Source organism: Streptomyces clavuligerus (genome assembly GCF_005519465.1).
In the GTDB taxonomy this organism is placed as follows: Bacteria; Actinomycetota; Actinomycetes; order Streptomycetales; family Streptomycetaceae; genus Streptomyces; species Streptomyces clavuligerus.
The window spans coordinates 1,417,108-1,443,423 of the sequence record NZ_CP027858.1 but is presented as its reverse complement, the minus strand read 5'-3'; the positions used below and the strand labels follow the sequence as shown (position 1 = coordinate 1,443,423).

The following is a 26,316-nucleotide window of genomic DNA, read 5'->3' as shown; positions in this document are numbered from 1 at the left end:
CCCGCCGCGCCGGGCGGGTTCGGACCGCCGACCGCGTACCCCGGGTACTCCGGGCCGGTGCCCCCTTCCCCGTACCCCGGGGCCCCGGGCGGGCCCCCGCCCGGGTGGCAGCCGCCCGCCTCCCCGTCCAACGGCATGGCGATCACCGCGCTGGTGCTGGGCGCCGTCGCCGTCTGCCTCTTCTGGGCCGTCGGGCTCGGGGTCGTCCTCGGGGTGCTCGCCGTGATCTTCGGCGGCATCGGGGCGAGCCGCGCGAGGACCACCGGCTCGGGCCGGGGCCTCGCCGTCTCCGGGCTGGTCCTCGGGGCCGTCGGCATCGTCGGCTCCGCGCTCTTCCTCTGGTATGTGATCCAGCTCGGGATCGAGGAGGACCGGCGGCAGCGGGACGAGCGCCGGGACGCGGGGACTCACTCCCTCAGCGCCGCCCGGGGGCCCGCAGCTCCTCCCGTGCCGCCATCAGCGCGAACCCCAGCAGATTGAGCCCCCGCCAGCGCGCCGGGTCCTCGGCCCGCTCGTCATCGGCGGTCAGGCCGATGCCCCACACCCGGTCGCGGGGGCTGGCCTCCACCAGCACCCGGTCCCCGGTCGCCAGCAGGAAATCACCCAGCTCGGCGTGGTGGGAGAACTTGTGCACGCTGCCCTCCCGGACGATGCCGAACCGCTCGCGCTCCCATATCGCCTCGTCGAAGCCGCGCACCAGCCGCCCCGCGTTCTTCGCCCCGGCCGGACTCCGCGCCGCGAGGACGCTCCGCTCCGCCTCGGGGTCGTCGAACAGCCGTGCCTTGGCCGCCATCATCCAGTGCTCCGCCGTGGCATAGCCCACCCCGTCGACCGTGAAGGGCGACGGCCACCACTGGCTCAGACAGCTCGCCCCGATCCGTCCGTCCCGGCGCGGCGCATGGCCCCAGAAGGGCAGGTACTTCACCCGCTCTCCCGAGGCGACCCGCTGAAGCAGCCCGTCCAGGTCCCGCGCACCGCGCACACCGCTCATGCCGTTCACACCACTCACACCGCTCGCCCCCGTGCACACCGCTCGTTCCGTCGCGCCGCTCGCCCGTACACCGGCGCCGATGGGGAAAAGTCTGACAGGCACCACTGACACTCCGTATGGTCCGGCGCCCGCCCACACGACAGAAGGTCGACCGATTCCGTCGGGTGACCAAAAGGAAACTTCGGAATCCCTTGTTGCCCATCGGACGCTCTGCCAGGATCGGCACTCAATTCGCGCTGGGACGACACCTCGGCACCCCGGCCGGAGTGCCGGGGCCGGGAGTACGGAGAGCGTCATGGACAACCGTTACCGTGTGCTGGACCGCTTGGCGGAGGGCGCGCAGTACATCGGCGGGCGGCTGCGGCCCGGCAGCTCGGGGCGGACCCAGGACCTCGTGGACCCGGCCACCGGGGAGACGGTCCACACCTACGCCGCGGCGGGCGCCGCCGATGTGGACGCGGCCGTCGCCGCCGCCCGCGCCGCCTTCCCCGGCTGGGCGGGCGCCACCCCCGGGGAGCGCTCGGACGCCCTGCACCGCCTCGCCTCCGTCCTCGGGGAGCAGGCGGACGCCCTCGCCCGCGCGGAGACCGTGCAGTGCGGCAAGCCGATCAAGCTGAGCAGCGAGTTCGACGTCCCCGGCACCATCGACAACACCGCCTTCTTCGCGGGTGCGGCCCGGGTGCTCCAGGGCCGGGCGGCGGGGGAGTACAGCGGCGACCACACCTCGTACGTCCGCCGGGAGCCGATCGGGGTCATCGGTTCCGTCGCCCCCTGGAACTACCCCCTCCAGATGGCGGCCTGGAAGATCCTCCCGGCGGTCGCCGCGGGCAACACCGTCGTCCTCAAGCCCGCCGAGATCACCCCGCTCACCTCGCTGATGTTCGCTCAGGCGGCCCGGGAGGCGGGCATCCCCGACGGAGTGATCAACATCGTCTCCGGCACCGGGCGGGACGCGGGCGAACACCTGGTCCGCCACCCCGACGTGGCGATGGTCTCGTTCACCGGCTCCACCGCCGTCGGCAGGAGGGTCGCCGAGCTGGCCACCGCGTCGGTGAAGCGCCTCCATCTGGAACTCGGCGGGAAGGCCCCCTTCGTGGTCTTCGACGACGCCGACCCCGTCGCCGCCGTGCAGGGCGCGGTCGCCGCCTCCCTCATCAACTCCGGCCAGGACTGCACCGCCGCCACCCGCGTCTATGTCCAGCGCCCGCTCCACGAGGAGCTGGTCGCGGGCGTCGCCGACGTCATGGCCGCGGTCCGCCTCGGCGACCCCCTCGACCCGGCGACGGACCTCGGACCGCTGGTCTCGCACGCCCAGCGCGAGCGGGTCGCCGCCGTCGTGGAGCGGGCCCGAGGCTATGCCACCGTCCGCACCCCCGGCCGTACGCCCGGCGGCGCCGGCGCCTGGTGGCCGCCCACCCTGATCACCGGGGCACCCCAGGACAGCGAGGCCGTGCAGCACGAGATCTTCGGCCCGGTGCTGGTCGTCCTGCCCTTCGACACCGACGACGAGGGGCTCGCGCTGGCCAACGACACCCCCTACGGACTGGCCGCCTCCGCCTGGACCCGGGATGTCTTCCGCGCCCATCGCGCCACCCGCGAACTCCGGGCCGGATGCGTCTGGATCAACGACCACATCCCCATCGTCAGTGAGATGCCCCACGGAGGCTTCGGGGCCTCCGGCTGCGGCAAGGACATGTCGATGTACTCCTTCGAGGAGTACACGCAGGTCAAGCACGTAATGTTCGACAATACGGCGGTGGCCCGCAAGGACTGGCACCGTACTGTCTTCGGTGACCGGAACGGCTGACCCCACGACCGGCGCCACCGCGGTACGGCTCGCCCGCCCCGGACGCGCCCACCGCGGGGGTGCCCGTCCCCGGGCGCGTCCGTCCGGGCCCGCCCACCGCCGGTGCGGCCCCTCGTCCGTACCGGCCCGGTCCGAGCGGCCCGCGCGGTGCGCCCCGGTCGGACCGCACCCCGGACCGGGCACCCCCCGGACCGGCACCCCGGCCCCGGCCACCCCTGATCCGTACCGTCCCGCGAGGGCCTCTCCCGAAAGGGCACAGCGATGCACCCCACCGATCCCGACGGCCTGTCCGCGGCCGGGCCGGCGGCGATACGGCGCGGCCCCGCCGCCGCGGGCCGGGGCGCCCGGAGCGCCCTCACCCGGCGGTCGCTGCTGCGCGCGGCGGGCGCCGGAGCGCTGGGCCTCGGTGCCCTTCCCGCCCTCGCCGCCTGCGGCATCCCGCCCGCCAAGCGGGAGGGCGGCGGGGAGATGTCCGACGACCACTCCGCGAAGGAGCGGACCGTCGTCTTCTCCAACTGGACGGAGTACATGGACGTGGGCGAGGACAAGACGTCCCGCCCCACCCTGGACGCCTTCACCCGGCGCACCGGCATCACGGTCCGGTACACCGAGGACATCAACGACAATGTCGAGTTCTTCGGCAAGATCCAGCCCCAGCTCGCCGCGGGCCAGGCCATCGGCCGCGATCTGATCTGCGTCACCGACTGGCTCGCCGCCCGGATGATCCGCCTGGGCTGGGCGCAGAAGCTCGACCCCGCGCTGCTGCCCCACGCGTACAGCCGTCTCTCGGCGCAGTTCCGCGCCCCGGACTGGGACCCCGGCCGGGCCTACTCCTACCCGTGGACCGCCATCTCCACCGTCATCGCCTACAACATCAAGGCGACCGGCGGGAAGACGGTCGACTCCGTGAGCCAGCTCCTCGACGACCGTTCGCTCAAGGGCCGGGTCGGGCTGCTCCAGGAGATGCGCGACACCGTCGGCATGACCCTGCTCGACCTCGGCAAGAACCCGGAGCGCTTCACCGACGAGGACTTCGACGAGGCGATGGAACGGCTCGGCGGCGCCGTCGACGGCAAGCAGATCCGCCGTTTCACCGGCAACGACTACACCTCCGACCTCGATCGGGGCGATCTCGCCGCCTGTCTGGCCTGGGCCGGGGACGTGATCCAGCTCCAGGCCGGGAACCCCGACATCCGCTTCGCCGTCCCCGCCGCCGGATACCTCACCTCGACCGACAATCTGCTGGTCCCGGCCGGGGCCCGGCACCGCGCCAACGCGACCCGGCTGATCGACTACTACTACGAGCCCCCGGTCGCGGCCCGGCTCGCCGCGTACATCAACTATGTGTGCCCCGTGGACGGGGTCGCCCCCGAGCTGGCGAGGATCGACCCCGCGCTCGCCCGGAACACCCTGATCGTCCCGGACAGGGCCATGGCGGCCCGCTCGCGCGCCTTCCGCTCGCTCACCAGCGAGGAGGAGAAGGCGTACGAGGAGAGGTTCGCCGAACTCATCGGCGCCTGAGCCCGCCCGCGCGGGCCCCCGCCCGCACCGCCACCGGCCCCGCACCGGCCCCGCACCGTCACTGGCCCTCGTACTGCCACCGGGCCCTCGTACCGCCACCCGGCGCGAGCCCCGCCACCGGCACCCGGGCCCCGCACCGCCCATCGGCGCCCGGCGCCCGCCCCCCGTTCAACCGCGACCCCTGGGACCACGACCCATGACCGACATACCAGCGGGCGGCGATGTCCGCCTCGTGGGGATCAGCAAGACCTACGGCAACTCCTTCACCGCTGTGCACCCCCTGGACCTGACCGTCCCCCAGGGCACCTTCTTCGCCCTCCTCGGAGCCTCCGGCTGCGGCAAGACCACCACCCTGCGCATGATCGCCGGGCTGGAGGACCCGACCACCGGCGCCGTCCTCCTCGGCGACCGCGACGTCACCCGGGTCCCGCCGCACAAGCGCCCCGTCAACACCGTCTTCCAGAGCTACGCCCTCTTCCCGCATCTGACGATCCACGAGAACGTCGCCTTCGGGCTGCGCAGGCGCGGCATCCGCTCCGTCCGCAAGCAGGTCGCGGAGATGCTGGACCTCGTCCAGCTCGGCGATCTCGCGGGCCGCAGACCCCATCAGCTCTCCGGCGGCCAGCAGCAGCGGGTGGCCGTCGCCCGCGCCCTGATCAACCACCCCCAGGTGCTGCTGCTCGACGAACCGCTCGGCGCGCTCGACCTCAAGCTCCGCCGTCGGATGCAGCTCGAACTCAAGCGCATCCAGACCGAGGTCGGCATCACCTTCATCCATGTCACCCACGACCAGGAGGAGGCCCTGACCATGGCCGACACGGTCGCGGTCATGAACGGCGGCCGGGTGGAGCAGCTCGGCGCGCCCGCCGAGCTGTACGAGACGCCGCGCACACCGTTCGTCGCCCGCTTCCTCGGCACCTCGAACCTCATCGGGGCGACGGCCGTCTCCACCGCCGGGGGCGAGATCGCCGCCACCGCCGGTGACACCACCCTCCGGCTGCCCGCCGACCGCTGCGCACGGCTCCCCCGCGCCGGTGAGCGGCTGCTCGTCGGCGTCCGCCCGGAGAAGATCACGCTGGTCCGCGCCGAGGACGCGGACACCGTCCCCGCCGGGCGGAACCGGCTCTCCGGGACCGTCGCCGCCGCCGGCTTCCTCGGGGTCTCCACGCAGTATCTCGTCGAGAGCCCCGTCTGCCCGCCCGGTGAACGGCTGGAGGTGTACGCGCAGAACATCGAGCGCGACACCCGCCTGGTCCCCGGCGCCCCCGTCGTCCTGCACTGGAACCCCGTCCACACCTTCGGACTCGACGCTGAGCCCGGCACCGGACCGGAGTCCGAGCCCGGCACCGGACCGGAGGCTGAGCCCGCCGCGGACACCGGGGCCGGAGCCACGGCGGGCGCGGGGGAGCGCGCATGACCGGCACCACCACTCCCACCGCCGCCGGGACAGCGGGGTCGCCCCCGCCCGCTGTCCACCGACCGCCGCTGCGCCGCGCCCTCGTCCCCTACTGGCTGCTGCTCCCCGGCGTCCTGTGGCTCGTCGTCTTCTTCCTGCTGCCGCTCGTCTACCAGGCGTCGACCTCGGTCCAGACCGGTTCCCTGGAAGAGGGCTTCCGGGTCACCTGGCACTTCCCGACGTACTGGGACGCCCTGACCGATTACGGGCCCCACTTCGTCCGCTCGGTCCTGTACGCGGGCACCGCCACGGCGCTCTGTCTGCTGCTCGGCTATCCGCTGGCCCACCTCATCGCCTTCCGGGCCGGACGCTGGCGGAATCTGCTGCTCGTCCTGGTCATCGCGCCCTTCTTCACCAGCTTCCTCATCCGGACGCTGGCCTGGAAGACGATCCTCGCCGACAGCGGTCCCGTGGTGGAGTTCCTGGGCACCACCGGCTTCCTCGACCTCACGGCCTTCCTCGGCATGACCGAGGGGGACCGGGTCCTGGCCACCCCGCTGGCCGTGGTCACCGGGCTGACCTACAACTTCCTCCCCTTCATGGTCCTGCCGCTGTACACGGCGCTGGAACGGATCGACCCGCGCCTGCACGAGGCGGCGGCCGATCTCTACGCCTCCCCGGTGACCGTCTTCCGCACGGTGACCTTTCCGCTCTCCCTGCCCGGGGTCGTCTCCGGCACCCTGCTGACCTTCATTCCGGCCAGCGGCGACTACATCAATGCCGAACTTCTCGGCTCGACGGACACCAAAATGGTGGGCAACGTCATCCAGTCGCAGTTCCTGCGGGTGCTCGACTATCCGACCGCGGCTGCCCTGTCCTTCCTCCTGATGGCCGTCGTCCTGCTGATCGTCACCTTCTACATCCGCCGCGCGGGAACGGAGGACCTGGTCTGATGGCATCACTTCTGGCCTGGTTGCGGCGCCATGTAGCCGTTGTCGCGGGGCTGTTCACCCTGGCCTATCTGATCCTGCCGAACATCGTGGTCATGGTGTTCTCCTTCAATCGGCCGGCCGGGAAATTCAATTACTCCTGGCAGGAGTTCTCCACCGAAGCCTGGCGGAATCCGTGCGGGGTCCCCGACCTCTGCGGCTCGCTCACCCTCTCGCTCCGGCTCGCCCTCTGGGCGACGCTCGGGGCCACCGTGCTCGGCACGATGATCGCCTTCGCGCTGGCCCGTTACCGCTTCCGGGCGCGGGGCGCCGTCAACGCGCTGATCTTCCTGCCCATGGCCATGCCCGAGGTGGTCATGGCCGCCTCCCTGCTCACGCTCTTCCTCAACCTGGGCGCGGAACTCGGCCCGCTGACCGTGCTCATCGCCCACACCATGTTCTGCCTCAGCTTTGTCGTGGTGGCGGTCAAGGCGCGGGTGCTCACCATGGACCCCCGGCTCGAAGAAGCCGCCCGCGATCTCTACGCGGGCCCCGTCCAGACGTTTCTGCGGGTGACCCTGCCGATCGCCGCACCCGGTATCGCGGCGGGCGCGCTGCTCGCTTTCGCGCTCTCGTTCGACGATTTCATCATCACGAATTTCACCTCGGGCTCCACCGTCACCTTTCCCATGTTTGTCTGGGGTTCCGCCCAGCGCGGCACCCCCGTACAGATCAATGTCATCGGTACGGCCATGTTCGTCATCGCCGTACTGACCGTGGTCGCCGGGCAGCTCCTGGCCGACCGCCGAAAAAAGAACAGCGCACCCAGCGCCCGCTAGCAGCCGGAGCAAGGGCCCGGCCGCAGCGGACACCGAAGGAGTGGAAACCATGGCACCGAACGCCATGACCTTTGCCCCATCCCTTGCCGATGCCACACCGACCCCCTACTGGCTGGACGACCCCGCCCGGCCGGAACCCCTGCCCGCGCTCACCGGCGACGAGCAGTGCGATCTGCTCGTCGTCGGGGGCGGCTACAGCGGACTGTGGACCGCGCTGCTCGCCAAGGAGCGCGACCCGGACCGCGATGTCGTCCTCATCGAGGGACGCGAGGTGGGCTGGGCCGCCTCCGGCCGCAACGGCGGCTTCTGCGCCGCCTCCCTCACCCATGGCCTCGGCAACGGCCTGGCCCGCTGGCCCGGTGAGATCGCCGCCCTGGAACGCCTGGGCGAGGAGAACCTCGACGCCATCGAACGGGCGGTGGCCGACCACTCCATCGACTGCGACTTCGAACGTACCGGCTCCATCGACGTCGCCACCCGTCCGCACCATCTGACCGAGCTGGCGGAGCTGTACGGGCAGGCCGGGCGGCTCGGCCTCGGCGACGGGCTGGAACTCCTCGACCGGGACGCCATGCGGGCCCAGGTGGACTCCCCGACCTTCCTCGGCGGCCTGTGGGACCGCCGGGGCACCGCGATGCTCCACCCGGCCAAGCTCGCCTGGGGCCTCAAGCGCGCCTGCCTCGCCCTGGGTGTGCGGATCTATGAGAACACCCGCGGGCTGCGGCTCGCCGCGGCGGGCGCGGGCATGGCGGTGCGCACCCCGTACGGCAGGGTCATCGGCCGCCGGGTCGCCCTCGGCACCAATGTCTTCCCCTCGCTGCTGCGCCGGGTGCGGCCGTACACCGTCCCGGTCTACGACTACGCCCTGATGACCGAGGTGCTGAGCCCCGAACGGCTCGCGGGGATCGGCTGGCGGGGGCGGCAGGGCCTCGGGGACGCGGCCAACCAGTTCCACTACTTCCGGCTCACCGCCGACCACCGGATCCTGTGGGGCGGCTACGACGCCGTCTACCCCTTCGGCGGCCGGCTCAACGCCGAACTGGACCAGCGGCCCGAGACCTATCTCACCCTCGCCGGGCACTTCTTCCGCTGCTTCCCCCAACTGGAGGGGGTGCGGTTCACCCACGCCTGGGGCGGGGCCATCGACACCTGCTCCCGCTTCTCGGCGTTCTTCGGCACCGGGCACCGGGGCCGGGTCGCCTACGCGGCGGGCTACACCGGGCTCGGCGTGGGCGCGAGCCGCTTCGGCGCCGAGGTGATGCTCGATCTGCTGGCGGGGGAGCGCACCGAGCGCACCGCGCTGGAGATGACCCGCACCAAGCCGCTGCCGTTCCCGCCGGAACCGGCCGCCTGGGCCGGGATCGGACTGACCAAGTGGTCCCTGGCCAGGGCCGACGCCCATGGCGGACGGCGCAATGCCTGGCTGCGGACGCTGGACCGGCTGGGGCTCGGCTTCGACAGCTGACGCCCGGTCACCGCGCCGCCCGGCCCCGGCGTACGCCCCGCCCCGGGCCCGGTGACGCACTTCACTGAAGCCGGTGCCCCAACCCGCGTCATACCCGCGGCCCGCGCCCCTCTCACCCCGGTGAAGGCGCTCACGCGCACGGGACGAAGGACGGAGGCCGGACGATGGCCGGCTCGGGGCTCAAGACGGCGGTGGAGTGGCTGGTATCGGTGGCGCCCGACCCGGACGCCTGCCGACGGGAGTGGGAACGCGGTCCCCTGGGGATCACCCTGCTGCCCGCCGGTGACCGCTGGGACGTACTGATCCTCCCGGGGGAGCTGGGGCACGGCACCCTCGGGGTGTTCCAGCGGCTGGTGCGCAGGCCCGGCCCGGTGCTCGCCGACTTCGGCGACACCCGGCTGGGCTTCTTCGTACCGCCCGGTACGGCCGCGCGGTGGGTCGGCACCGGTGTCCGCGGCGCCGGGGCGGGGGCCTGGATCGTCGTCCCCCACCCGGGCCGGGCCACCGGCGGCGGCATCCGCTGGGTGGTCCCGCCGGACGGCTCCGGCACCCTCAGCGACCCGGCGGTGCTGGAGCTGGCGATGCACGAGGCGACGGCCCTGCGCGCCGAGGAACGGGACGAGGACCCGTGGTACGGGGGCGGTGACGGGCCCTGGAGCGGATGACCTGCGCGGGGCCCGCGCCGCGCCGGCTGCGGCGCGGGCCTCCCGGCCTCCCGGCCTCCCGGCCTCCCGGCCTCCCGGCCTCCCGGCCTCCCGGCCTCCCGGCCTCCCGGCCTCCCGGCCTCCCGGCCTCCCGGCCTCCCGGCCTCCCGGCCTCCCGGCCTCCCGGCCTCCCGGCCTCCCGGCCTCCCGGCCTCCCGGCCTCCCGGCCTCCCGGCCTCCCGGGCCCTTCGGTCGGGGTCCGGCCGGGCGGATCGTCCACGGAACTCCGCCCGGTGGCCCACGGAACTCCGCCGGTGGTTCGCGCCCCCGCCGACAACTGTCCGCGGGAGTCGCCGACAGCCGCTCCGCCGACGGCTCGCGAGCCCCGCCACGGCCGCTCCGCCGACCGTCCGCGAGCCCCCGTCGGCATCCGGCCCCCTCCGGCCCCTTCCCCCGCCGTCCGCCGCCGGTGCGTGGGAGGGAGGCGCGCGGACGGGGCGGCGCAGCAAGGGGCCGGGGCGGCGAAAGGCTGCACGAGGTCTTGACAAGCCCATTGGTCTGGACCAAATTGACGGCGCTCCCACTTCCATCCCCCCACGCTCGGAGGCAGTTGTGGAACGCACCAGACACCGGACCGCGGGCGCCGCCCCCCGCCGGGCCCGGGCCCGCGAGCGGCTGACCGCCGTCCTCGCCGCCGTCGTCCTCGCCGCGGGCGGCGCCCTCGTGTCGGCCGCCCCTGCGACGGCGGCCGACACCGAACTCGCCGTCAACGGAGGCTTCGAGGCCGGACTCACCGGCTGGAGTTGCAGCGGGGGGACCGGGGCCGCCGTCACCACCCCTGTCCACAGCGGACTCTCGGCGCTGAAGGCCACCCCCACCGGCGGGGACAACGCCCGCTGCACCCAGACCGTCGCCGTGCAGCCCAACTCCGCGTACACGCTCAGCGGCTGGGTCCAGGGCGGCTACGCCTATCTCGGGGTCACCGGCACCGGCACCGCCGACGCCTACGCCTGGACCCCCTCCGCCCCCGCCTGGCAGAAGCTCACCACCACCTTCCGCACCGGCCCGGGAACCACCTCCGTCTCCCTCTACACCCACGGCTGGTACGGCACCGCCGCCTACCACGCCGACGACATCTCCCTCTTCGGCCCGGGCGGCGAACCGGTCCGGGTGCCCGACGCCCCCACCGGGCTCGCCGCCGGATCGCCGGGTTCCACCTCCGTACCGCTGAGCTGGACCCCCGCGGCCCGCACCACCGAGTACCACGTCTACCGGGGCGCCACCCGGGTCGCCTCCGTGAGCGGGACCTCGACGACGGTCACCGGACTGGCCCCCTCCACCGCGTACACCTTCCAGGTCAGCGCCGCCAACACCGCGGGCGAGTCGGCGCGGTCGGCCGCCGTGACCGCGACCACCACCAGCGGCGGCACCGGCGGCGGACTGCCGCCGCACGCCCTCGTCGGCTATCTCCACGCCAGCTTCGCCAACGGCTCCGGCTACACCCGGCTCGCGGACGTCCCCGACTCCTGGGACGTCATCAACCTCGCCTTCGGCGAACCCACCTCCGTCACCTCCGGCGACATCCGCTTCTCGCTCTGCCCGGCCACCGAGTGCCCGAACGTCGAGTCCGTCGCCGAGTTCAAGGCGGCGATCAAGGCGAAGCAGGCGGCGGGCAAGAAGGTGCTGATCTCCATCGGCGGCCAGAACGGCCAGGTGCAGCTCGCCTCCACCGCCGCCCGGGACGCGTTCGTCACCTCGGTCTCACGGATCATCGACGAGTACGGGCTCGACGGGCTCGACATCGACTTCGAGGGCCACTCCCTCTCCCTCAACACCGGTGACACCGACTTCCGCGCCCCGACCACCCCCGTCGTCGTCAACCTGATCGCGGCGGTCAAGACCCTCAAGGCGAAGTACGGCCGGGACTTCGTGCTCACCATGGCGCCGGAGACGTTCTTCGTCCAGCTCGGCTACCAGTTCTACGGCTCGGGCCCGTTCGGCGGCCAGGACCCGCGCGCCGGTTCGTACCTCCCGGTCATCCACGCGCTGCGGGACGATCTGACCCTGCTCCATGTCCAGCACTACAACTCCGGACCGATCATGGGCCTGGACAACCAGTACCACTCGATGGGCGCCGCGAACTTCCATGTCGCCCTGACCGACATGCTGCTCACCGGCTTCCCGGTGGCGGGCAACCCGTCCCGGGTCTTCCCGCCGCTCCGCCCGGAACAGGTCGCCATCGGCCTCCCGGCCGCCACCCACGCGGCGAACGGCCACACCGCGCCCGCCGAGGTGAACCGGACGCTGAACTGTCTGACGAAGGGCACCGACTGCGGCAGCTACCGGCCGCGCTCCACCTATCCCGCGCTGCGCGGACTGATGACGTGGTCCATCAACTGGGACCGCTTCAACCAGTGGCAGTTCTCGCGGAACTTCGACGCCTACCCCTGGAGCTGACCGCCGTCCGCACGGCGAGCAGCAGGGCCGTGCACAGCAGTACGGCGCCCACCACGTCCAGCGGCCAGTGGTAGCCGCGCAGCACCAGACCGACGCCCGTCGCCAGGGTCAGCGCCCCGGCGGCGGGCACCGTCCTGCCGGGCCCGCCCGCGTACGGGGCGAGCAGCAGGGCCGCCCCCGCGTAGGCGACGAGGGCGGTCGCCGTGTGCCCGGAGGGGTAGTGGCCGGTGGCGTCCGTCAGCGGTCCCGGGCGGGCGGTCAGCGCCTTCAGCGGGACGACGAGGGCGGGTACGGCGGCCATCGCGACGGCGGCGCCGACCACCTCGTCCAGCCGCTGTCCTCGCTCCCGCCACAGTGTGTATCCGGCGGCCAGCGCGAGGACCGGCAGGGCGACGGCGAGGGAGCCGAGGTCGGCGAGGAGTTCGGTGAGCCCTTCGGGGCCGCGGCCGAACAGCGCGCGCCCGGCGCGTTCGTCCAGTCGGCGCAGCGGCCCGTCCACGACCACCTGCCAGGTGACCAGCGCGAAGAGCAGCGCGCACAGGGCGGCCCACAGCGGGCGGGAGCGGAGGACACGAAAGACCGGCCGCTCCGGAACAGGGGGGACGGTTCCGGAGCGGCCGGTGGGACCGGGCCGCCGCACGCCCCGGGGGGTGTGGGACGAGCGGCCATCCGATCGGTGAGGAGTCCCGGAGCCCGAAGCTCCGGCGGTGTGCGCGAGGGCACGTGCGGAACGGGGCTGGGGAGGCTCCGTCCCGGCGTCGCCCGCAGTCTCCTGCGAGCGGGGTGTTTCTCTCATCTGCAGAAACCGTACGGCAGGCAGCGGGGGAACCGACAGGCGGATCTCCATCCCGCCATCGCCCCCCCACACCTTCTTCACAGGTACCTTCCGTTCCGCCGGAGCGGACGGTACCGGTCCGCTCCAGCGGATGGCCGCGAGGCGCGCCGCAGCGCCCGTTCCCCGGCCCCTGCCCAGGTCAGAGCGAGGGCCGGAGCGGGGGCCGGAGCCACCGGGCGGACGAACGCGGAGCGCGGGACCCCGGAAGCGGGTGGCCCGGCGCAGGGCTCAGCACATGACTCGGCGCGCGCGACGGCTCGGAGCTCCGGCGCGGGGCCCCGGCGCGGGCTCAGAGCGCGGCGAACGCCCGCTCGATGATGTCCAGGCCCTCGTTGAGCAGGTCCTCGCCGATCACCAGCGGCGGCAGGAAGCGCAGCACATTGCCGTAGGTGCCGCAGGTCAGTACCAGCAGCCCCGCGGCGTGGCAGAACTTCGCCAGCGCGGCGGCCGAGGCGGCGTCCGGCGCCTTCGTGGCGCGGTCCTGCACCAGCTCGATCGCGATCATCGCACCGCGGCCCCGGACCTCGCCGATCACCGGGAACTTCTCCTGCATCGCCGCGAGGCGGGCCTTCATGACCTCCTCGATGCGGCGGGCCCTCCCGTTGAGGTCCAGCTCCTTCATCGTCTCGATGGCGCCGAGCGCACCGGCGCAGGCCACCGGGTTGCCGCCGTAGGTGCCGCCCAGGCCGCCCGCGTGCGCGGCGTCCATGATCTCGGCGCGGCCGGTGACGGCCGCGAGCGGAAGGCCGCCCGCGATGCCCTTGGCGGTCGTGATCAGGTCCGGGACGATCCCCTCGTCCTCACAGGCGAACCACTGGCCGGTGCGGCAGAAGCCGGACTGGATCTCGTCCGCGACAAAGACGATGCCGTTCTCCTTCGCGAACTGCGCGATCGCGGGCAGGAAGCCCTTGGCGGGCTCGATGAAGCCGCCCTCGCCGAGCACCGGCTCGATGATGATCGCGGCCACGTTCTCCGCGCCGATCTGCTTGCTGATCTGGTCGATCGCCATGGCGGACGCCTCGGCGCCCGCGTTCTCGGCACCCGTGGGCCAGCGGTAGCCGTACGCCACCGGCACCCGGTAGACCTCCGGCGCGAACGGGCCGAAGCCCTGCTTGTACGGCATGTTCTTCGCCGTCAGCGCCATCGTCAGATTGGTCCGGCCGTGGTAGCCGTGGTCGAAGACGACGACCGCCTGGCGCTTGGTGTACGAACGGGCGATCTTGACCGCGTTCTCCACGGCCTCGGCGCCGGAGTTGAAGAGGGCCGACTTCTTGGCGTGGTCGCCCGGGGTCAGCTCGGCCAGCGCCTCGGCGACCTCCACATAGCCCTCGTACGGCGTGACCATGAAGCAGGTGTGGGTGAAGTCCGCGAGCTGCGCGGAGGCCCGGCGCACCACCGCTTCGGCGCTCGCACCCACGCTGGTGACGGCGATGCCCGAGCCGAAGTCGATCAGCCGGTTCCCGTCGACGTCCTCGATGATCCCGCCCCCGGCGCGCGCCGTGAACACGGGCAGCACCGACCCCACGCCGCCCGCGACGACGGCGGTACGGCGGGCCTGCAACTCGATCGACTTCGGTCCGGGGATCGCGGTGACGACGCGGCGCTCCTGCGGGACGGCGCTCATGGGGGCTCCTGGGTGGTTCGGGATCTGGCGGAGATCCGGGGGTCGTGGACGCACTCGATGTCGTTATGCGCAGGCTAGGGCGGCGGGGGAGCGGTGGGCATGCTCCGTTCAGGAGTGTTGGGGCCCGTCGCCTTGTCCGCACCGGACATAGGCGCGGCCGGGGCACTAGATTGACCGTGCACAGAGGCGGGCCTGGCTGGTCAGGGGGCAGCGGTTCAGATGAACAGGGATTCTGCGGGCACGGATGCTGCGGGCGCGTACGAGGGGCGGGGCACTCCGCCTCCCTCGGTGCCCCCCCAGGCGGCGCCCCCCCACGTACCGGCACCGCCAGGACACGCCCCACCGCCGCCCGGTGAGCCGCGCGGTGAGCCGCGCGCCGGTGTGCCCGCCCCGCCCGCGCACCCGCCCGTCACCCGCCCCGCCGTCGTCGACTGGCTCCGCACCCCGCGTCCGGCCGCGGCGCCCGGCGTCTGGCGGCCGGGCCATGTGCCCCGCCCCGACGAGGAACCCGACCTGGTCCCCGGACGGCAGCTCGCCGCCGGGGCGCTCATCGCGTTCCTCGTCGGGTGGCTGCTCTGGTCCCTGCTCTGGAACGGCTATCTCGACGGATGGTGGATCTTCATCGACAGCTGGTGGACGCTGCCGCTGGCCTGGCTGACCCCCGCCGCGTGGACGGCCCCCGAGCACGCCCGTTTCGATCTGTACGCCGTCCTCTCCTACCTCTACTACGGACTGGTCGTGGGCCTGCTCGCGGTCGGGATGGGACGCGTCGGGAACTGGGCCGAGGTCTGGCGCCGCTACGGCGTCCCGCTGTGGCCGCTCTTCTTCGTGTTGCCCGGCTTCTGGCGCGAGATGCCCCGGGAGACCACCGGACTCCTCTGGCTGTCGAACCTCTACTACGTCCTGCTCGGGGTCGCCCTCGTCGCCGTCGTCGGCCGGGCGGGACGCTGGCCCGCCGTACGCCGCGGACCCGGCGGACACCCGGACGGAACGGTGAACGGGAAGGGGGGACGGGCCGCCGCGCCGGAGCCCCCCGCCGACCCCGCCGACTGGCCCGAGCTGCGGGCCGCCGGGCTCACCGAGGCCGCCGACCGGCTGACCGCCGAGACCCACGGGGGCGCCCTCGGGGACGTCGACTACGCACGGATCCGGCACGCCTGGCAGAGCGTCCAGGCCCAGCCCGGACTGCTGCCGACGTTCACCGACTCCGTGCGCGGCCGGGGCGCCGCCGCCTGCGCCCACCCCTCCGGGCTGCGCGACCTCCCCGTCCGCGCCGCGCTGCACGACCTCGCCACCGGACAGGTCCGCATCGGCACCGCAGCCGACGACCCGCGCAACCCCTACAACCGCCGTACCACCGGGGTCGCCCTCGACCCCGCGCTGCTCGGCACCTCCCTGCTCGCGGTCGGCCCCTCCGGCGCGGGCAAGAGCGTCCGGCTGGTGCGGCCCGTCGTGGAGTCGCTGTGTCTGCTGGCGCTCGCCAACCGCGCCGCCGTCGTGGTGGTCACCGCCCAGGGCTCCGCGCTCGCCCCCGACGAAGCCTTCGACCTCGTCCTCGCCGTCGGCCGCCCCGACGCCCCCCACGAGCTGGACCTCTACGGCGGCACCGACGACCCCGACGAGGCCGCCCGGACCCTCGCCGAGGCGCTGATCGGCGATCTCGCCACCGGTCGGCCCGGCGCGGAGCACGGACGCGCGGCCACCGCGCTCGCCCAGCTCATCGGCCCCTACCGGGCCGTCCGCGGCCACTTCCCCTCCGTGCCCGAGCTGCGGGAACTGCTCGGAGGGGCGCCCGACGGCCTCGCCGCGCTGCGGGACGCGCTGCTCCGGCGGAGCGGCCCCGAGGCCGCGGCCCATCTGCGGGAGCTGGATGCCAGGGCGCGGCTCGCGGCCCGCGCCGACGACATCGCGATCCTGCTGGCCGAACGGATCGCCCTGCTCGACCGGCCCGCCTTCGCGCGCACCTTCCGCACCGACGGCGGGGGCCGCCCGTTCTCGCCGCGCGCCATCGGCCATCCGCTGCGGGTCCGGATCGACCTTCCCGAACGGGGCCACGCCGAAGCCTCCCGGATCGTCGCCCGGCTGGTCCTCGCGCAGTTCACGGAGGCCGCGCTCGCCCGCACCGACCGCTCCCTGTTCGCCGCGCTCGTCCTCGACGACGCGCTGTCCACGGTCACCGCCGACTCGGTGCGCGCCGTCCAGCGGCTGCGCTCCGCGAACGCCGGGGTCCTGTTCGCCCTGCGCACCCTGGAGGACGTCCCGGAGCCCCTGCGCGGACCGCTGCTCGGGGCGGTCGGCTGCCGGATGGCCTTCGCGGGGCTCCCCCCCGGGGACGGCAACCGCTTCGCCGACGCGTGGGGCACCGAGCTGGTGCAGACCCGCGATGTCACCAACCGCCAGATCATCACCGACGAGCCCCTCACCAAGGCGCTGCATCTGATGCGCCGACTGGTCACGGGGAAGGCGACCACCGCCGAGGCGATCACCGTCCGGGAGGTCGAGCGCGCCCGCTGGTCGCCCTCCGACCTCGCCCACAAGGTGCCCGCCGGGCACGCGGTGCTCTCGCTGACCGATGTACGGGGCAACAGCGCGCCACCCCTGCTGGTGGACCTCAGAACCTGAACCCCGCTCCTCGCGGCCGCCACCCGGCCCACCGGGGCGCGTCCTCCCGGCTCGCGGTCCACGGCGCCGCGCCCGCACGCCCGGCCCTGGTGCCGTGCCCACGTCGGTGGCGGGCTCCTCCGTGCGAGGGACCCCTCATGAGTGCCCGTGCCCTGGCCGGTCCGGCTCCTCGGGTCGGCGGGCGCCGCCGGCGTGTCCGCGTCCTCGGCCCGTGATCCGTGACGTTCGGCCCGCGCGCGGTGCCCTGACGCCGCGTCCTCCCCGGGCCCGGCGGCGGGTCGCCGGGCCCACGTCGGCGGCGGGCTCGCCCGCCCGTCGGCGGCTCCCGCCCCCCCTCGGACCCGGCGGTCCGGGCGGGGCGCCCCGGTGGAGCGTTCCCGCCACGTGGGGCCCCGGGCGCGGCTTCGCCCGTGAGCGGGTCGTCCACGGACCGGTCGGTCCGGCACCTCCGGGTCGCGATCCGTGACGCTCCGTCCGCGCGCGGTGCCCCTGGTGCCGCGTCCTCCCCGGCCCCGGCGGCAGGCGGCCGGGCGCGTCGTGGACGGCCGTCCCTTCCGTCGGCGGCTCCCGCACCCACCGGGCGCGTCGGGTGGAGGGCTCCGCCGTGTGGGGACGTCCCTGTGCGGTTCCTCGTGCGGTTCCTCCCGTGAGGGGGTCGCCCGCCGATCGGCCGGTCCGGCTCCTCGGGTCGGCGGGTGCCGCTGTCGTGCCGGCGCCTCCGGGCCGCGGTCCGTGACGTCGCGCCCGCGCGCGGTGCCCTGGCGTCGCGCCCCCCGGCGCCGGGGCGGGCCACCCGGGCGCCCCGCCGGGCCCGGCGGCGGACGACCTCCCGCACCGCTACGAGCTGGCAGAATCGACTCATGCCGTTCATACGGAACGGATGAAAAGTCACCGCAGACCCACCCGACCCGAATCGGCCGGTGCGGCGGCCGGCTCCGCGGGATGCCGTGGAGCCCCCGCCCCGGCCCGGCGCCCCCTGAAGGTCCCATGCCGCCCACCCTCGCCTCCCTCGTCCAGCACTCGGCGCTCCGGCTGACCGTCCGCGCCGGTCAAGGACGGCTGGCGACCCCCGTGCGCTGGGCGCACGTCAGCGAGCTGGCCGACCCCGTCCCCTATCTGGAGGGCGGCGAGCTGCTGCTCGTCACCGCGGCCACCCTGGAGGCCCGGGACCCCGGGGCCATGCGCCGCTATGTGCGCCGCCTCGCCGACGCGGGCGTCGTCGGCCTCGGCTTCGCGATCGGCGTCCACTACGACGACATCCCCGACGCGCTCGTCACCGCCGCCACGGAGGCCGACTTCCCGCTGCTCGCGGTGCCCCGCAGAACCCCGTTCCTGGCCATCAGCAAGGCCGTGTCGGCGGCCATCGCGGCCGACCAGTACCGCGCCGTCACCGCCGGTTTCGAGGCGCAGCGGGAACTGACCCGGGCGGCGCTGGCGGGTGGCCCCGCGGCGGTCGTCGCCCGTCTCGCCGCCCATGTCGACGGCTGGGCGGCGGTGTACGACGGCTCCGGCGCCGTCACCGCCGCCGCGCCCGAGTGGGCGGCCCGCCGCGCGGCCCGGCTCACCGCCGAGGTGAAACGGCTGCGGGAGCGCCCGGCCCCGATGAGCGCCGTGGTCGCGGAGACCGGGGACGACCGCGTCGAACTCCAGTCGCTGGGCAGCGGACGCCAGGTGCGCGGCGTGCTCGCGGTCGGCACCGCGGCACCGCTCGGCACGGCGGAGCGGTACGCCGTGCACTCCGCCGTCGCCCTGCTCACCCTGACCGGTGAGCGCTCCCGCTCCCTCCACGACGCCGAGCGGCGGCTCGGCGCTGCCGTGCTCGGCATGCTGCTCTCCGGGGAGCCCGACCACGCCCGCACCGCGGCGGGGGACCTGTGGGGCAGCCTGCTCGACGCGCCGTTCCGGCTGTTGATCGCCGAAGCGGCGGGCCCCGCGGGCGCCGACCCCACCGCGCCCCGCCCACTGCGGGAACTCGCCGACGCGCTGGAGGCCGCGGCCGACCGCGCGGGCGAACCCCTGCTCACCGTGGCGGAGGGCGGGGACCGGCTCGTGGTGCTCGCCGTCGACGGGGGAGCGGTGCTCACCGAGCGGCTCGCCGCCGTCCGGGGGGCCGACGAGCCGGGCACGGTGCTCGGACTCTCCGCCCCCGCCGGGCCGAGCGGCGCGGCCGGCGCCTACCAGCAGGCCGAACAGGCCCTGTCCGTGGCCCGCCGCCGGGGTACCGCCCTGGTCGAGCACCAGGAGCTGGCCACCGGCTCGATCCTGCCGCTGCTCGCCGACGACGCCGTCCGCGCCTTCGCGCAGGGGATGCTCAGGGATCTGTACGAGCACGACGCGACCGGCCGCGGCGATCTCGTGGCCTCCCTGCGCGCCTGGCTCTCCCGCCACGGCCAGTGGGACGCGGCGGCGGCCGACCTCGGGGTCCACCGGCACACCCTGCGCTACCGCATGCGCCGGGTGGAGGAGATCCTCGGCCGCTCCCTCGACGACCCGGACGTCCGGATGGAGCTGTGGCTCGCCCTCAAGACCACCCCGGCCCCGGCACCGTCGCGACGGGTCCCCCCTGCCAATCCGTAGGAGAAGCCCGGCCGACCACTCCACCCTGGACAGACACCGTTCCGCCCTCCCGGTCCTACCGTGGTCGCACGCACCCCCATACCCGTTACTCCACCCCTCGGAAGGGCCGGGACATGACTTCCACCCACGCCTTCTGGCTGGCCGGCCGCCAGGCCACCGGCGAGACCTCCTTCGACGTCACCAACTCGTGGGACGGGCGTCTCGTCGGCACGGTCTCCGTCCCGACCCCCGAGCAGGTCGAGGAGGCCGTCGCCGCCGCCCACGCGGTACGGGACGAGTTCGCGGCGACGCCCGCGCACATCCGCGCCGCCGCCCTCGACCATGTCTCCCGGCGGCTCGCCGAGCGCACCGAGGAGATCGCCGCGCTGATCTCCGCCGAGAACGGCAAGCCCATCAAGTGGGCCCGGGGCGAGGTCGGCCGCGCCGTGTCCGTCTTCCGGTTCGCCGCGGAGGAGGCCCGCCGCTTCAACGGCGGCGAGGCCCAGCGCCTGGACACCGACGCGGGCGGCACCGGACGGCTCGCGCTGACCCGCCGCATCCCCCGGGGCACGGTCCTCGGCATCGCGCCGTTCAACTTCCCGCTGAACCTCAGCGCCCACAAGGTCGCCCCCGCCATCGCCGTGGGCGCCCCGATCATCCTCAAGCCCGCCCCGGCCACCCCGATCTCCTCGCTGATCCTCGGCGAGCTGCTGGCCGAGACGGACCTCCCGGCCGGTTCCTGGTCGGTGCTGACCGTCCCCAACGACCGGATGCCCGCCCTGGTCCAGGACGAGCGGCTGCCGGTGATCTCCTTCACCGGCTCGGGCCCCGTCGGTTACGCGATCATGGACTCGGTGCCGCGCAAGCACTGCACCCTGGAGCTGGGCGGCAACGGCGCGGCCGTCGTCCTCGGCGACTGGAACAGCGAGCAGGACCTGGACTGGGCGGCGAGCCGCATCGCCACCTTCTCCAACTACCAGGGCGGCCAGTCCTGCATCTCGGTCCAGCGGGTCATCGCCGACACCTCGGTGTACGACCGGCTGCTGCCGAAGATCGTCGCCGCCGTCGAGGCCCAGGTCACCGGCGACCCCTCGGACGCCGCGACCGACGTCGGCCCGCTGGTCAGCGAGGACGCCGCCCGGCGCGTCGAGTCCTGGGTGGACGAGGCCGTCGCCGCCGGTGCCGCGCTGCTCACCGGCGGGGTGCGCGAGGGCGCCACCTACGCCCCGACCGTCCTCACCGACCTCCCCGCCGGGACCACCCTCGCCTGCGAGGAGGTCTTCGGCCCCGTCCTCACCGTCAGCCGGGTGGACGGCGAGGCCGAGGCGTTCGCGGCGGTCAACGACTCCGTGTACGGACTCCAGGCCGGTGTCTTCACCCACGACGTCCGGACCGCGTTCCGGGCCCACCGCGCCCTGGAGGTCGGCGGCGTGATCATCGGCGACGTCCCCTCGTACCGCGCCGACCAGATGCCGTACGGCGGGGCCAAGCAGTCCGGCACGGGCCGCGAGGGTGTCGCGTACGCGATGGACGACTACACCTACGAGCGGGTGCTGGTGCTCACCGGCCTCGCCCTGTGACCGGAGGCGTGCCCGCGGCCCGCTGAGGGACCACGGCCGGAGCCCGACTGTGCGGGGGCTCCGGCCGTTCTCCGTCTCCCGTCGGGAGCTGCCCGCCCCAGGGAACCGGACGGTCACCCTCCGGCGTCGCCCGACTGCGCCAGGGCCACTGGTGGAGCCCGCCGGAATCAGGTACTACGGATGAGTGGTACCAGCCGGTACAGGGCTCGGCCCGAGCCCCGGCCCGCCCGGGAGCGCGCGGGACCGGACCCCGGCTCCCCGACGCGCGGCGAGGTGGACCCCATGACCGCACCACTGGAGAAGGAACCCCGTCCCAAGGTCGGCGAACGTGAGTCCCGGCAGGTCGCCGAGGCCGCGCGGGAGCGGGACTGGCGCAAGCCCAGCTTCGCCAAGGAGCTGTTCCTCGGGCGCTTCCGGCTCGATCTCATCCACCCCCACCCGCTGCCCGCCGTCGACGACAGGCGCCGGGGCGAGGAGTTCCTCACCCGGCTGCGCGCGTTCTGCGAGACCCGGATCGACGGCGCCCGCGTCGAACGCGAGGCGAAGATCCCCGACGAGGTGATCGAGGGACTGCGGGAGCTGGGCGCCTTCGGCATGAAGACCGATGTCGCGTACGGCGGACTCGGCCTCACCCAGGTGTACTACAACAAGGCGCTGGCCCTGGTGGGCTCCGCGAGCCCGGCGATCGGCGCGCTGCTCTCCGCGCACCAGTCGATCGGGGTGCCGCAGCCGCTGAAGCTGTTCGGCACCCAGGAGCAGAAGGACACCTTTCTGCCCCGGCTCGCCCGGGGCGACATCTCCGCGTTCCTCCTCACCGAGCCCGACGTCGGCTCCGACCCGGCCCGGCTGGCCACCACCGCCGTCCCCGACGGGGACGACTACCTCCTCGACGGCGTCAAGCTGTGGACGACCAACGGCGTCGTCGCCGATCTGCTGGTCGTGATGGCCCGCGTGCCCCGCTCCGAGGGCCACCGGGGCGGTATCACCGCCTTTGTGGTGGAGGCCGCGAGCGAGGGCGTCACCGTCGAGCACCGCAACGCCTTCATGGGCCTGCGCGGCCTGGAGAACGGCGTCACCCGCTTCCACCGGGTCCGGGTCCCGGCCGCCCACCGCATCGGCCCCGAGGGCGCCGGTCTGAAGATCGCCCTGACCACCCTCAACACCGGCCGGCTCTCGCTGCCCGCGATGTGCGTCGGCGCGGGCAAGTGGTGTCTGAAGATCGCCCGCGAGTGGACCGCCGTCCGTGAGCAGTGGGGCAAGCCCGTCGCCCGCCACGAGGCCGTCGGTACGAAGATCTCCTTCATCGCCGCCACCACCTTCGCCCTGGAGGCCGTCCTCGACCTCTGCTCCCAGATGGCGGACGAGGACCGCAACGACATCCGGATCGAGGCGGCCATCGCCAAGCTCTACGGCTCCGAGATGGCCTGGCGGATGGCCGACGAGCTGGTGCAGATCCGCGGCGGCCGGGGGTACGAGACGGCCGACTCGCTGGCGGCGCGGGGCGAGCGCGCCGTACCGGCCGAGCAGATGCTGCGGGACCTGCGCATCAACCGCATCTTCGAGGGCTCCACCGAGATCATGCATCTGCTGATCGCCCGGGAGGCCGTCGACGCCCATCTCACCGTCGCGGGCGATCTGATCGACCCCGACAAGAACCTCGGGGACAAGGCGCGCGCGGGCGCGGCGGCCGGCGCCTACTACGCCCGGTGGCTCCCCAAGCTGGTCACCGGAGCGGGCCGGGTCCCCGGCGCGTACGGGGAGTTCCACCCCTCGGGCCACGCCGACCTCTCCGTCCATCTGCGCTACGTCGAACGCGCCTCCCGCAAACTCGCCCGTTCCACCTTCTACGCCATGTCCCGCTGGCAGGGCCGGATGGAGGGGAAACAGGCGTTTCTCGGCCGGATCGTCGACATCGGCGCGGAGCTGTTCGCGATGAGCGCCGCCTGTGTCCGCGCGGAGCTGCTGCGCGGCGGCGGGGGCCGCGGCCGGGAGGCGTACCAGCTCGCCGATGTCTTCTGCCGCCAGGCCAGGCTGCGGGCCGACGAGCTGTTCGACCGGCTCTGGTCCAACACCGACGACATCGACCGCAGGGTGGTGGACGGGGTGCTCGCGGGCCGGTACACCTGGCTGGAGGAGGGGATCGTCGACCCCAGCGGGGACGGCCCCTGGATCGCGGAGACCGAACCGGGCCCCTCCGTCCTCCCGAACGTCCACCGCCCCGTCCACCCGGACCGCTGAGGGTGACGGCGCGGCACCCCGGCCCCGCGGCCCCGGAGCCCGGATGACCTCCGGGGCCACGGCGGCGGACCCGGGGCGCGTGCGGGCCCGCCGTCCCCCGGCGGCGCACCGGCGCGTCCGGATTGCGCCCCCCGCCCGCGCCGGTACGGGACGCGCTGTCCAACCGGGCACGGCTTGCGGCCACAATGGGGGGATGAGCGACAGCCCATCCCCCCTCGCCGACCCGCATATCGCCTTCGACCCGACCGGAGGGCGCCGGGACATCGTCGTCCTCGGCGCCACCGGGTCGATCGGCACCCAGGCCATCGACCTCGTCCTGCGCAACCCCGACCGCTTCCGGGTCACCGCGCTCTCCGCCGCGGGCGGCCGGGTGGAGCTCCTGGCCGAGCAGGCCCGGCGGCTGCGGGTGCGGACGGTCGCCGTGGCCCGTGCGGACGCCGTACCGGCGCTGCGGGAGGCGCTGTCCGCGCAGTACGGGAGCGAGCCGCTGCCCGAGATCCTCGCGGGCCCGGACGCCGCCGCCGAGCTGGCCGCCTCCGAGTGCCACACCGTGCTCAACGGCATCACCGGCTCCATCGGTCTGCGGCCCACCCTCGCGGCGCTCGCGGCGGGCCGCACCCTCGCCCTCGCCAACAAGGAGTCGCTCATCGTCGGCGGTCCGCTGGTGAAGGAGGTGGCCCGGCCCGGTCAGATCATCCCGGTGGACTCCGAGCACACCGCCATCTTCCAGGCGCTGGCCGCCGGGGTCCGGGCCGATGTGCGCAAGCTGGTCGTCACCGCGTCCGGCGGGCCGTTCCGCGGCCGGAGCAGGGCCGAGCTGGCCGGTGTCACCCCCGCCGACGCCCTCGCCCACCCCACCTGGGCCATGGGCCCGGTGATCACGGTCAACAGCGCCACCCTGGTCAACAAGGGCCTGGAGGTCATCGAGGCGCACCTCCTCTACGACGTGCCCTTCGACCGGATCGAGGTCGTGGTGCACCCGCAGTCCTATGTCCACTCCATGGTGGAGTTCCTGGACGGCTCCACCCTCGCCCAGGCCACCCCGCCGGACATGACGGGCTCCATCGCGGTCGGCATCGGCTGGCCCGAGCGGGTGCCGGACGCCGCCCCGGCCTTCGACTGGACCAAGGCGTCCACCTGGGAGTTCCTGCCCCTCGACAGCGAGGCGTTCCCCTCCGTCGGGCTCGCCCGGCAGGTCGGCGCGGCGGGCGGCACGGCCCCGGCGGTGTTCAACGCCGCCAACGAGGAGTGCGTCGACGCGTTCCTCGCCGGACGGCTGCCGTTCAACGGGATCATGGACACGGTCACCGAGGTGGTCGCCGAGCACGGCACGCCCGCCCGCGGAACCGGCCTCTCGGTGGCCGACGTCCTGGAGGCGGAGAGCTGGGCCCGTACCCGGGCCCGGGAACTGGCGGCGAAGGCCACAGCGGAGGCGCGCGCATGACGATGTTGTTGACGGTTCTCGGCATCGTGCTGTTCGCCGTCGGCCTGCTGTTCTCCATCGCCTGGCACGAGCTGGGGCATCTGTCGACCGCCAAGCTCTTCGGCATCCGGGTGCCCCAGTACATGGTCGGCTTCGGCCCGACCCTGTGGTCCCGGCGCAGGGGCGAGACCGAGTACGGCATCAAGGCCATCCCCATGGGTGGCTACATCCGCATGATCGGGATGTTCCCGCCCGGCCAGGACGGACGGATAGAGGCCCGCTCCACCTCGCCCTGGCGCGGGATGATCGAGGACGCCCGCACCGCCGCCTACGAGGAGCTCCAGCCCGGGGACGAGAAGCGGCTCTTCTACACCCGCGCGCCCTGGAAGCGCGTGATCGTGATGTTCGCCGGGCCGTTCATGAATCTGGTCCTCGCCGTCGCGCTTTTCCTCGGCATCGCGATGACCTTCGGCTTCGCCACCCAGACCACCACGGTCGCGGGCGTGCCCAAGTGCACCATCGACCAGCGCGAACAGCGCGACACCTGCGCGAAGACCGACCCGGTCTCCCCCGCCCACGCCGCCGGGCTCCGGGCCGGCGACCGGATTGTCGCGTTCAACGGGGAGAAGATCTCCGGCTGGCCGGAACTGTCCGAACGAATCCGCGAAACCATCGGTCCCGCGACCCTCACGATCGAACGCGGCGGCACCGAACGCGACCTTCGCGCCACTCTTGTGGAGAACGAGGTCGTCAAGAAGGACGCCGACGGCGAGGTCGTCCCCGGTGAGTACGTACCGGCCGGATATCTCGGCTTCGTCGCCAGGACGGAGATTCTTCCGCTCTCCTTCACGGACTCCGTCGACCGTATGGGCGGCATGATCGAGAACGGTGTGGAGTCGATCATCGCGCTCCCCGCCAAGGTTCCCGACCTGTGGGACGCGGCCTTCGGCGACGGGGAGCGCAAGGAGGACTCGCCCGTGGGCGTCGTCGGCGCCGCCCGTATCAGCGGCGAGGTCATGAACCTCGACATGCCCACGCAGAACATCGTCGCCAGCTTCCTCATGCTCCTCGCGGGCTTCAATCTCTCCCTCTTCCTCTTCAATATGCTGCCGTTGCTCCCCCTGGACGGCGGGCATATCGCGGGCGCGCTGTGGGAGTCCGTACGCCGCAGGACGGCCCGGCTGCTGAAGCGGCCCGACCCCGGTCCGTTCGACGTGGCGAAGCTGATGCCCGTCGCCTATGTCGTGGCCGGAATCTTTATCTGCTTTACCCTGCTGGTGCTGGTTGCGGACATTGTGAATCCAGTCAAGATCAGCTGACCGCCACGGCGGCCTCCGGCGGCCGGGTGTACTTTGTGCCCGGCCGCCGTGTCGTACGGCGGGTCTTCCG

The 26,316-nt window shown here is 73.7% G+C and carries 18 protein-coding genes; 15 read left to right on the top strand and 3 right to left on the bottom strand.

Going from position 1 to position 26,316, the window contains the following annotated elements:
- Positions 1-57: 57 nt before the first annotated feature.
- Entirely contained in the window at positions 58-480 is a 423-nt protein-coding gene (locus CRV15_RS05690; RefSeq protein WP_003957211.1) for a hypothetical protein, read from the top strand.
- Here CRV15_RS05690 and ybiA read toward each other — a convergent pair.
- A complete protein-coding gene (gene ybiA / locus CRV15_RS05685) occupies positions 416-991 on the bottom strand; it encodes a riboflavin biosynthesis intermediates N-glycosidase (protein WP_003962034.1) in 576 nt (191 codons plus the stop codon). The genes CRV15_RS05690 and ybiA overlap by 65 nt on opposite strands.
- A 295-nt stretch (positions 992-1,286) precedes the next feature.
- Here ybiA and CRV15_RS05680 point away from each other — a divergent pair, with 295 nt between their 5' ends.
- The 8 genes from CRV15_RS05680 (at position 1,287) to CRV15_RS05645 (ending at position 12,049) form a co-directional block, all read left to right on the top strand.
- A complete protein-coding gene (locus CRV15_RS05680; RefSeq protein WP_003957213.1) occupies positions 1,287-2,798 on the top strand; it encodes a gamma-aminobutyraldehyde dehydrogenase in 1,512 nt (503 codons plus the stop codon).
- A 261-nt stretch (positions 2,799-3,059) separates the two neighbouring features.
- Positions 3,060-4,319, top strand: coding sequence for a polyamine ABC transporter substrate-binding protein (locus tag CRV15_RS05675; RefSeq protein WP_003962035.1), 1,260 nt, complete (start codon positions 3,060-3,062; stop codon positions 4,317-4,319).
- 196 nt (positions 4,320-4,515) lie between these two features.
- Complete coding sequence (locus tag CRV15_RS05670; RefSeq protein ID WP_003962036.1) at positions 4,516-5,736, top strand: ABC transporter ATP-binding protein; 1,221 nt, start codon at positions 4,516-4,518, stop codon at positions 5,734-5,736.
- Positions 5,733-6,668 (top strand): ABC transporter permease, encoded by a 936-nt coding sequence (locus CRV15_RS05665; RefSeq protein ID WP_003957217.1) that lies wholly within the window; start codon positions 5,733-5,735, stop codon positions 6,666-6,668. The genes CRV15_RS05670 and CRV15_RS05665 overlap by 4 nt, the downstream gene beginning before the upstream one ends.
- On the top strand, positions 6,668-7,483 hold the full coding sequence (locus CRV15_RS05660; protein ID WP_003957218.1) for an ABC transporter permease: 816 nt from the start codon (positions 6,668-6,670) through the stop codon (positions 7,481-7,483). Before CRV15_RS05665 ends, CRV15_RS05660 begins: the two co-directional genes overlap by 1 nt.
- Positions 7,484-7,532: 49 nt before the next feature.
- A complete protein-coding gene (locus tag CRV15_RS05655) occupies positions 7,533-8,948 on the top strand; it encodes an NAD(P)/FAD-dependent oxidoreductase (protein ID WP_003962037.1) in 1,416 nt (471 codons plus the stop codon).
- A 164-nt stretch (positions 8,949-9,112) separates the two neighbouring features.
- Entirely contained in the window at positions 9,113-9,613 is a 501-nt protein-coding gene (locus CRV15_RS05650) for a hypothetical protein (protein ID WP_003957220.1), read from the top strand.
- 591 nt (positions 9,614-10,204) lie between these two features.
- Positions 10,205-12,049 (top strand): chitinase, encoded by a 1,845-nt coding sequence (locus tag CRV15_RS05645; protein ID WP_003962038.1) that lies wholly within the window; start codon positions 10,205-10,207, stop codon positions 12,047-12,049.
- Here the strand turns inward: CRV15_RS05645 and CRV15_RS05640 are convergent.
- Positions 12,000-12,845 carry a phosphatase PAP2 family protein gene (locus tag CRV15_RS05640; protein ID WP_078564570.1) on the bottom strand — a complete coding sequence of 282 codons (846 nt, stop codon included), beginning with the start codon at positions 12,843-12,845 and terminating at the stop codon, positions 12,000-12,002. The genes CRV15_RS05645 and CRV15_RS05640 overlap by 50 nt on opposite strands.
- A 328-nt stretch (positions 12,846-13,173) precedes the next feature.
- Positions 13,174-14,508 (bottom strand): 4-aminobutyrate--2-oxoglutarate transaminase, encoded by a 1,335-nt coding sequence (gene gabT / locus CRV15_RS05635; RefSeq protein ID WP_003962040.1) that lies wholly within the window; start codon positions 14,506-14,508, stop codon positions 13,174-13,176.
- Positions 14,509-14,889: 381 nt separating this feature from the next.
- Here gabT and CRV15_RS05630 point away from each other — a divergent pair, with 381 nt between their 5' ends.
- The 6 genes from CRV15_RS05630 to CRV15_RS05605 all read left to right on the top strand — a co-directional run bounded on the left by CRV15_RS05630 (position 14,890) and on the right by CRV15_RS05605 (position 26,246).
- Entirely contained in the window at positions 14,890-17,130 is a 2,241-nt protein-coding gene (locus CRV15_RS05630; RefSeq protein ID WP_009997691.1) for a type IV secretory system conjugative DNA transfer family protein, read from the top strand.
- 987 nt (positions 17,131-18,117) lie between these two features.
- A complete protein-coding gene (locus CRV15_RS05625; protein WP_009997693.1) occupies positions 18,118-19,707 on the top strand; it encodes a PucR family transcriptional regulator in 1,590 nt (529 codons plus the stop codon).
- A gap of 113 nt (positions 19,708-19,820) precedes the next feature.
- On the top strand, positions 19,821-21,266 hold the full coding sequence (locus tag CRV15_RS05620; RefSeq protein WP_003957224.1) for an aldehyde dehydrogenase family protein: 1,446 nt from the start codon (positions 19,821-19,823) through the stop codon (positions 21,264-21,266).
- 282 nt (positions 21,267-21,548) lie between these two features.
- The gene (locus CRV15_RS05615) at positions 21,549-23,504 is read left to right on the top strand and encodes an acyl-CoA dehydrogenase family protein (protein ID WP_009997695.1); all 1,956 of its coding nucleotides are present in this window, start codon (positions 21,549-21,551) and stop codon (positions 23,502-23,504) included.
- Between the two features lie 193 nt (positions 23,505-23,697).
- Positions 23,698-24,948, top strand: a complete 1,251-nt coding sequence (gene dxr, locus CRV15_RS05610) for a 1-deoxy-D-xylulose-5-phosphate reductoisomerase (protein WP_003962044.1) — start codon at positions 23,698-23,700, stop codon at positions 24,946-24,948.
- Entirely contained in the window at positions 24,945-26,246 is a 1,302-nt protein-coding gene (locus CRV15_RS05605; protein ID WP_003962045.1) for a M50 family metallopeptidase, read from the top strand. The genes dxr and CRV15_RS05605 overlap by 4 nt, the downstream gene beginning before the upstream one ends.
- The last annotated feature ends 70 nt before the right edge of the window (positions 26,247-26,316 follow it).

Excerpts from the sequence above, each read along its gene's own strand:
- CRV15_RS05655 (WP_003962037.1), top strand. The coding sequence starts at position 7,533 with ATGGCACCGAACGCCATGACCTTTGCCCCATCCCTTGCCGATGCCACA.
- CRV15_RS05660 (WP_003957218.1), top strand. The coding sequence starts at position 6,668 with ATGGCATCACTTCTGGCCTGGTTGCGGCGCCATGTAGCCGTTGTCGCG.
- CRV15_RS05620 (WP_003957224.1), top strand. The coding sequence starts at position 19,821 with ATGACTTCCACCCACGCCTTCTGGCTGGCCGGCCGCCAGGCCACCGGC.
- ybiA (WP_003962034.1), bottom strand. The coding sequence starts at position 991 with ATGAGCGGTGTGCGCGGTGCGCGGGACCTGGACGGGCTGCTTCAGCGG.
- CRV15_RS05605 (WP_003962045.1), top strand. The coding sequence starts at position 24,945 with ATGACGATGTTGTTGACGGTTCTCGGCATCGTGCTGTTCGCCGTCGGC.
- gabT (WP_003962040.1), bottom strand. The coding sequence starts at position 14,508 with ATGAGCGCCGTCCCGCAGGAGCGCCGCGTCGTCACCGCGATCCCCGGA.
- CRV15_RS05675 (WP_003962035.1), top strand. The coding sequence starts at position 3,060 with ATGCACCCCACCGATCCCGACGGCCTGTCCGCGGCCGGGCCGGCGGCG.
- dxr (WP_003962044.1), top strand. The coding sequence starts at position 23,698 with ATGAGCGACAGCCCATCCCCCCTCGCCGACCCGCATATCGCCTTCGAC.
- CRV15_RS05650 (WP_003957220.1), top strand. The coding sequence starts at position 9,113 with ATGGCCGGCTCGGGGCTCAAGACGGCGGTGGAGTGGCTGGTATCGGTG.
- CRV15_RS05640 (WP_078564570.1), bottom strand. The coding sequence starts at position 12,845 with ATGAGAGAAACACCCCGCTCGCAGGAGACTGCGGGCGACGCCGGGACG.
- CRV15_RS05670 (WP_003962036.1), top strand. The coding sequence starts at position 4,516 with ATGACCGACATACCAGCGGGCGGCGATGTCCGCCTCGTGGGGATCAGC.
- CRV15_RS05615 (WP_009997695.1), top strand. The coding sequence starts at position 21,549 with ATGACCGCACCACTGGAGAAGGAACCCCGTCCCAAGGTCGGCGAACGT.
- CRV15_RS05680 (WP_003957213.1), top strand. The coding sequence starts at position 1,287 with ATGGACAACCGTTACCGTGTGCTGGACCGCTTGGCGGAGGGCGCGCAG.
- CRV15_RS05625 (WP_009997693.1), top strand. The coding sequence starts at position 18,118 with ATGCCGCCCACCCTCGCCTCCCTCGTCCAGCACTCGGCGCTCCGGCTG.
- CRV15_RS05665 (WP_003957217.1), top strand. The coding sequence starts at position 5,733 with ATGACCGGCACCACCACTCCCACCGCCGCCGGGACAGCGGGGTCGCCC.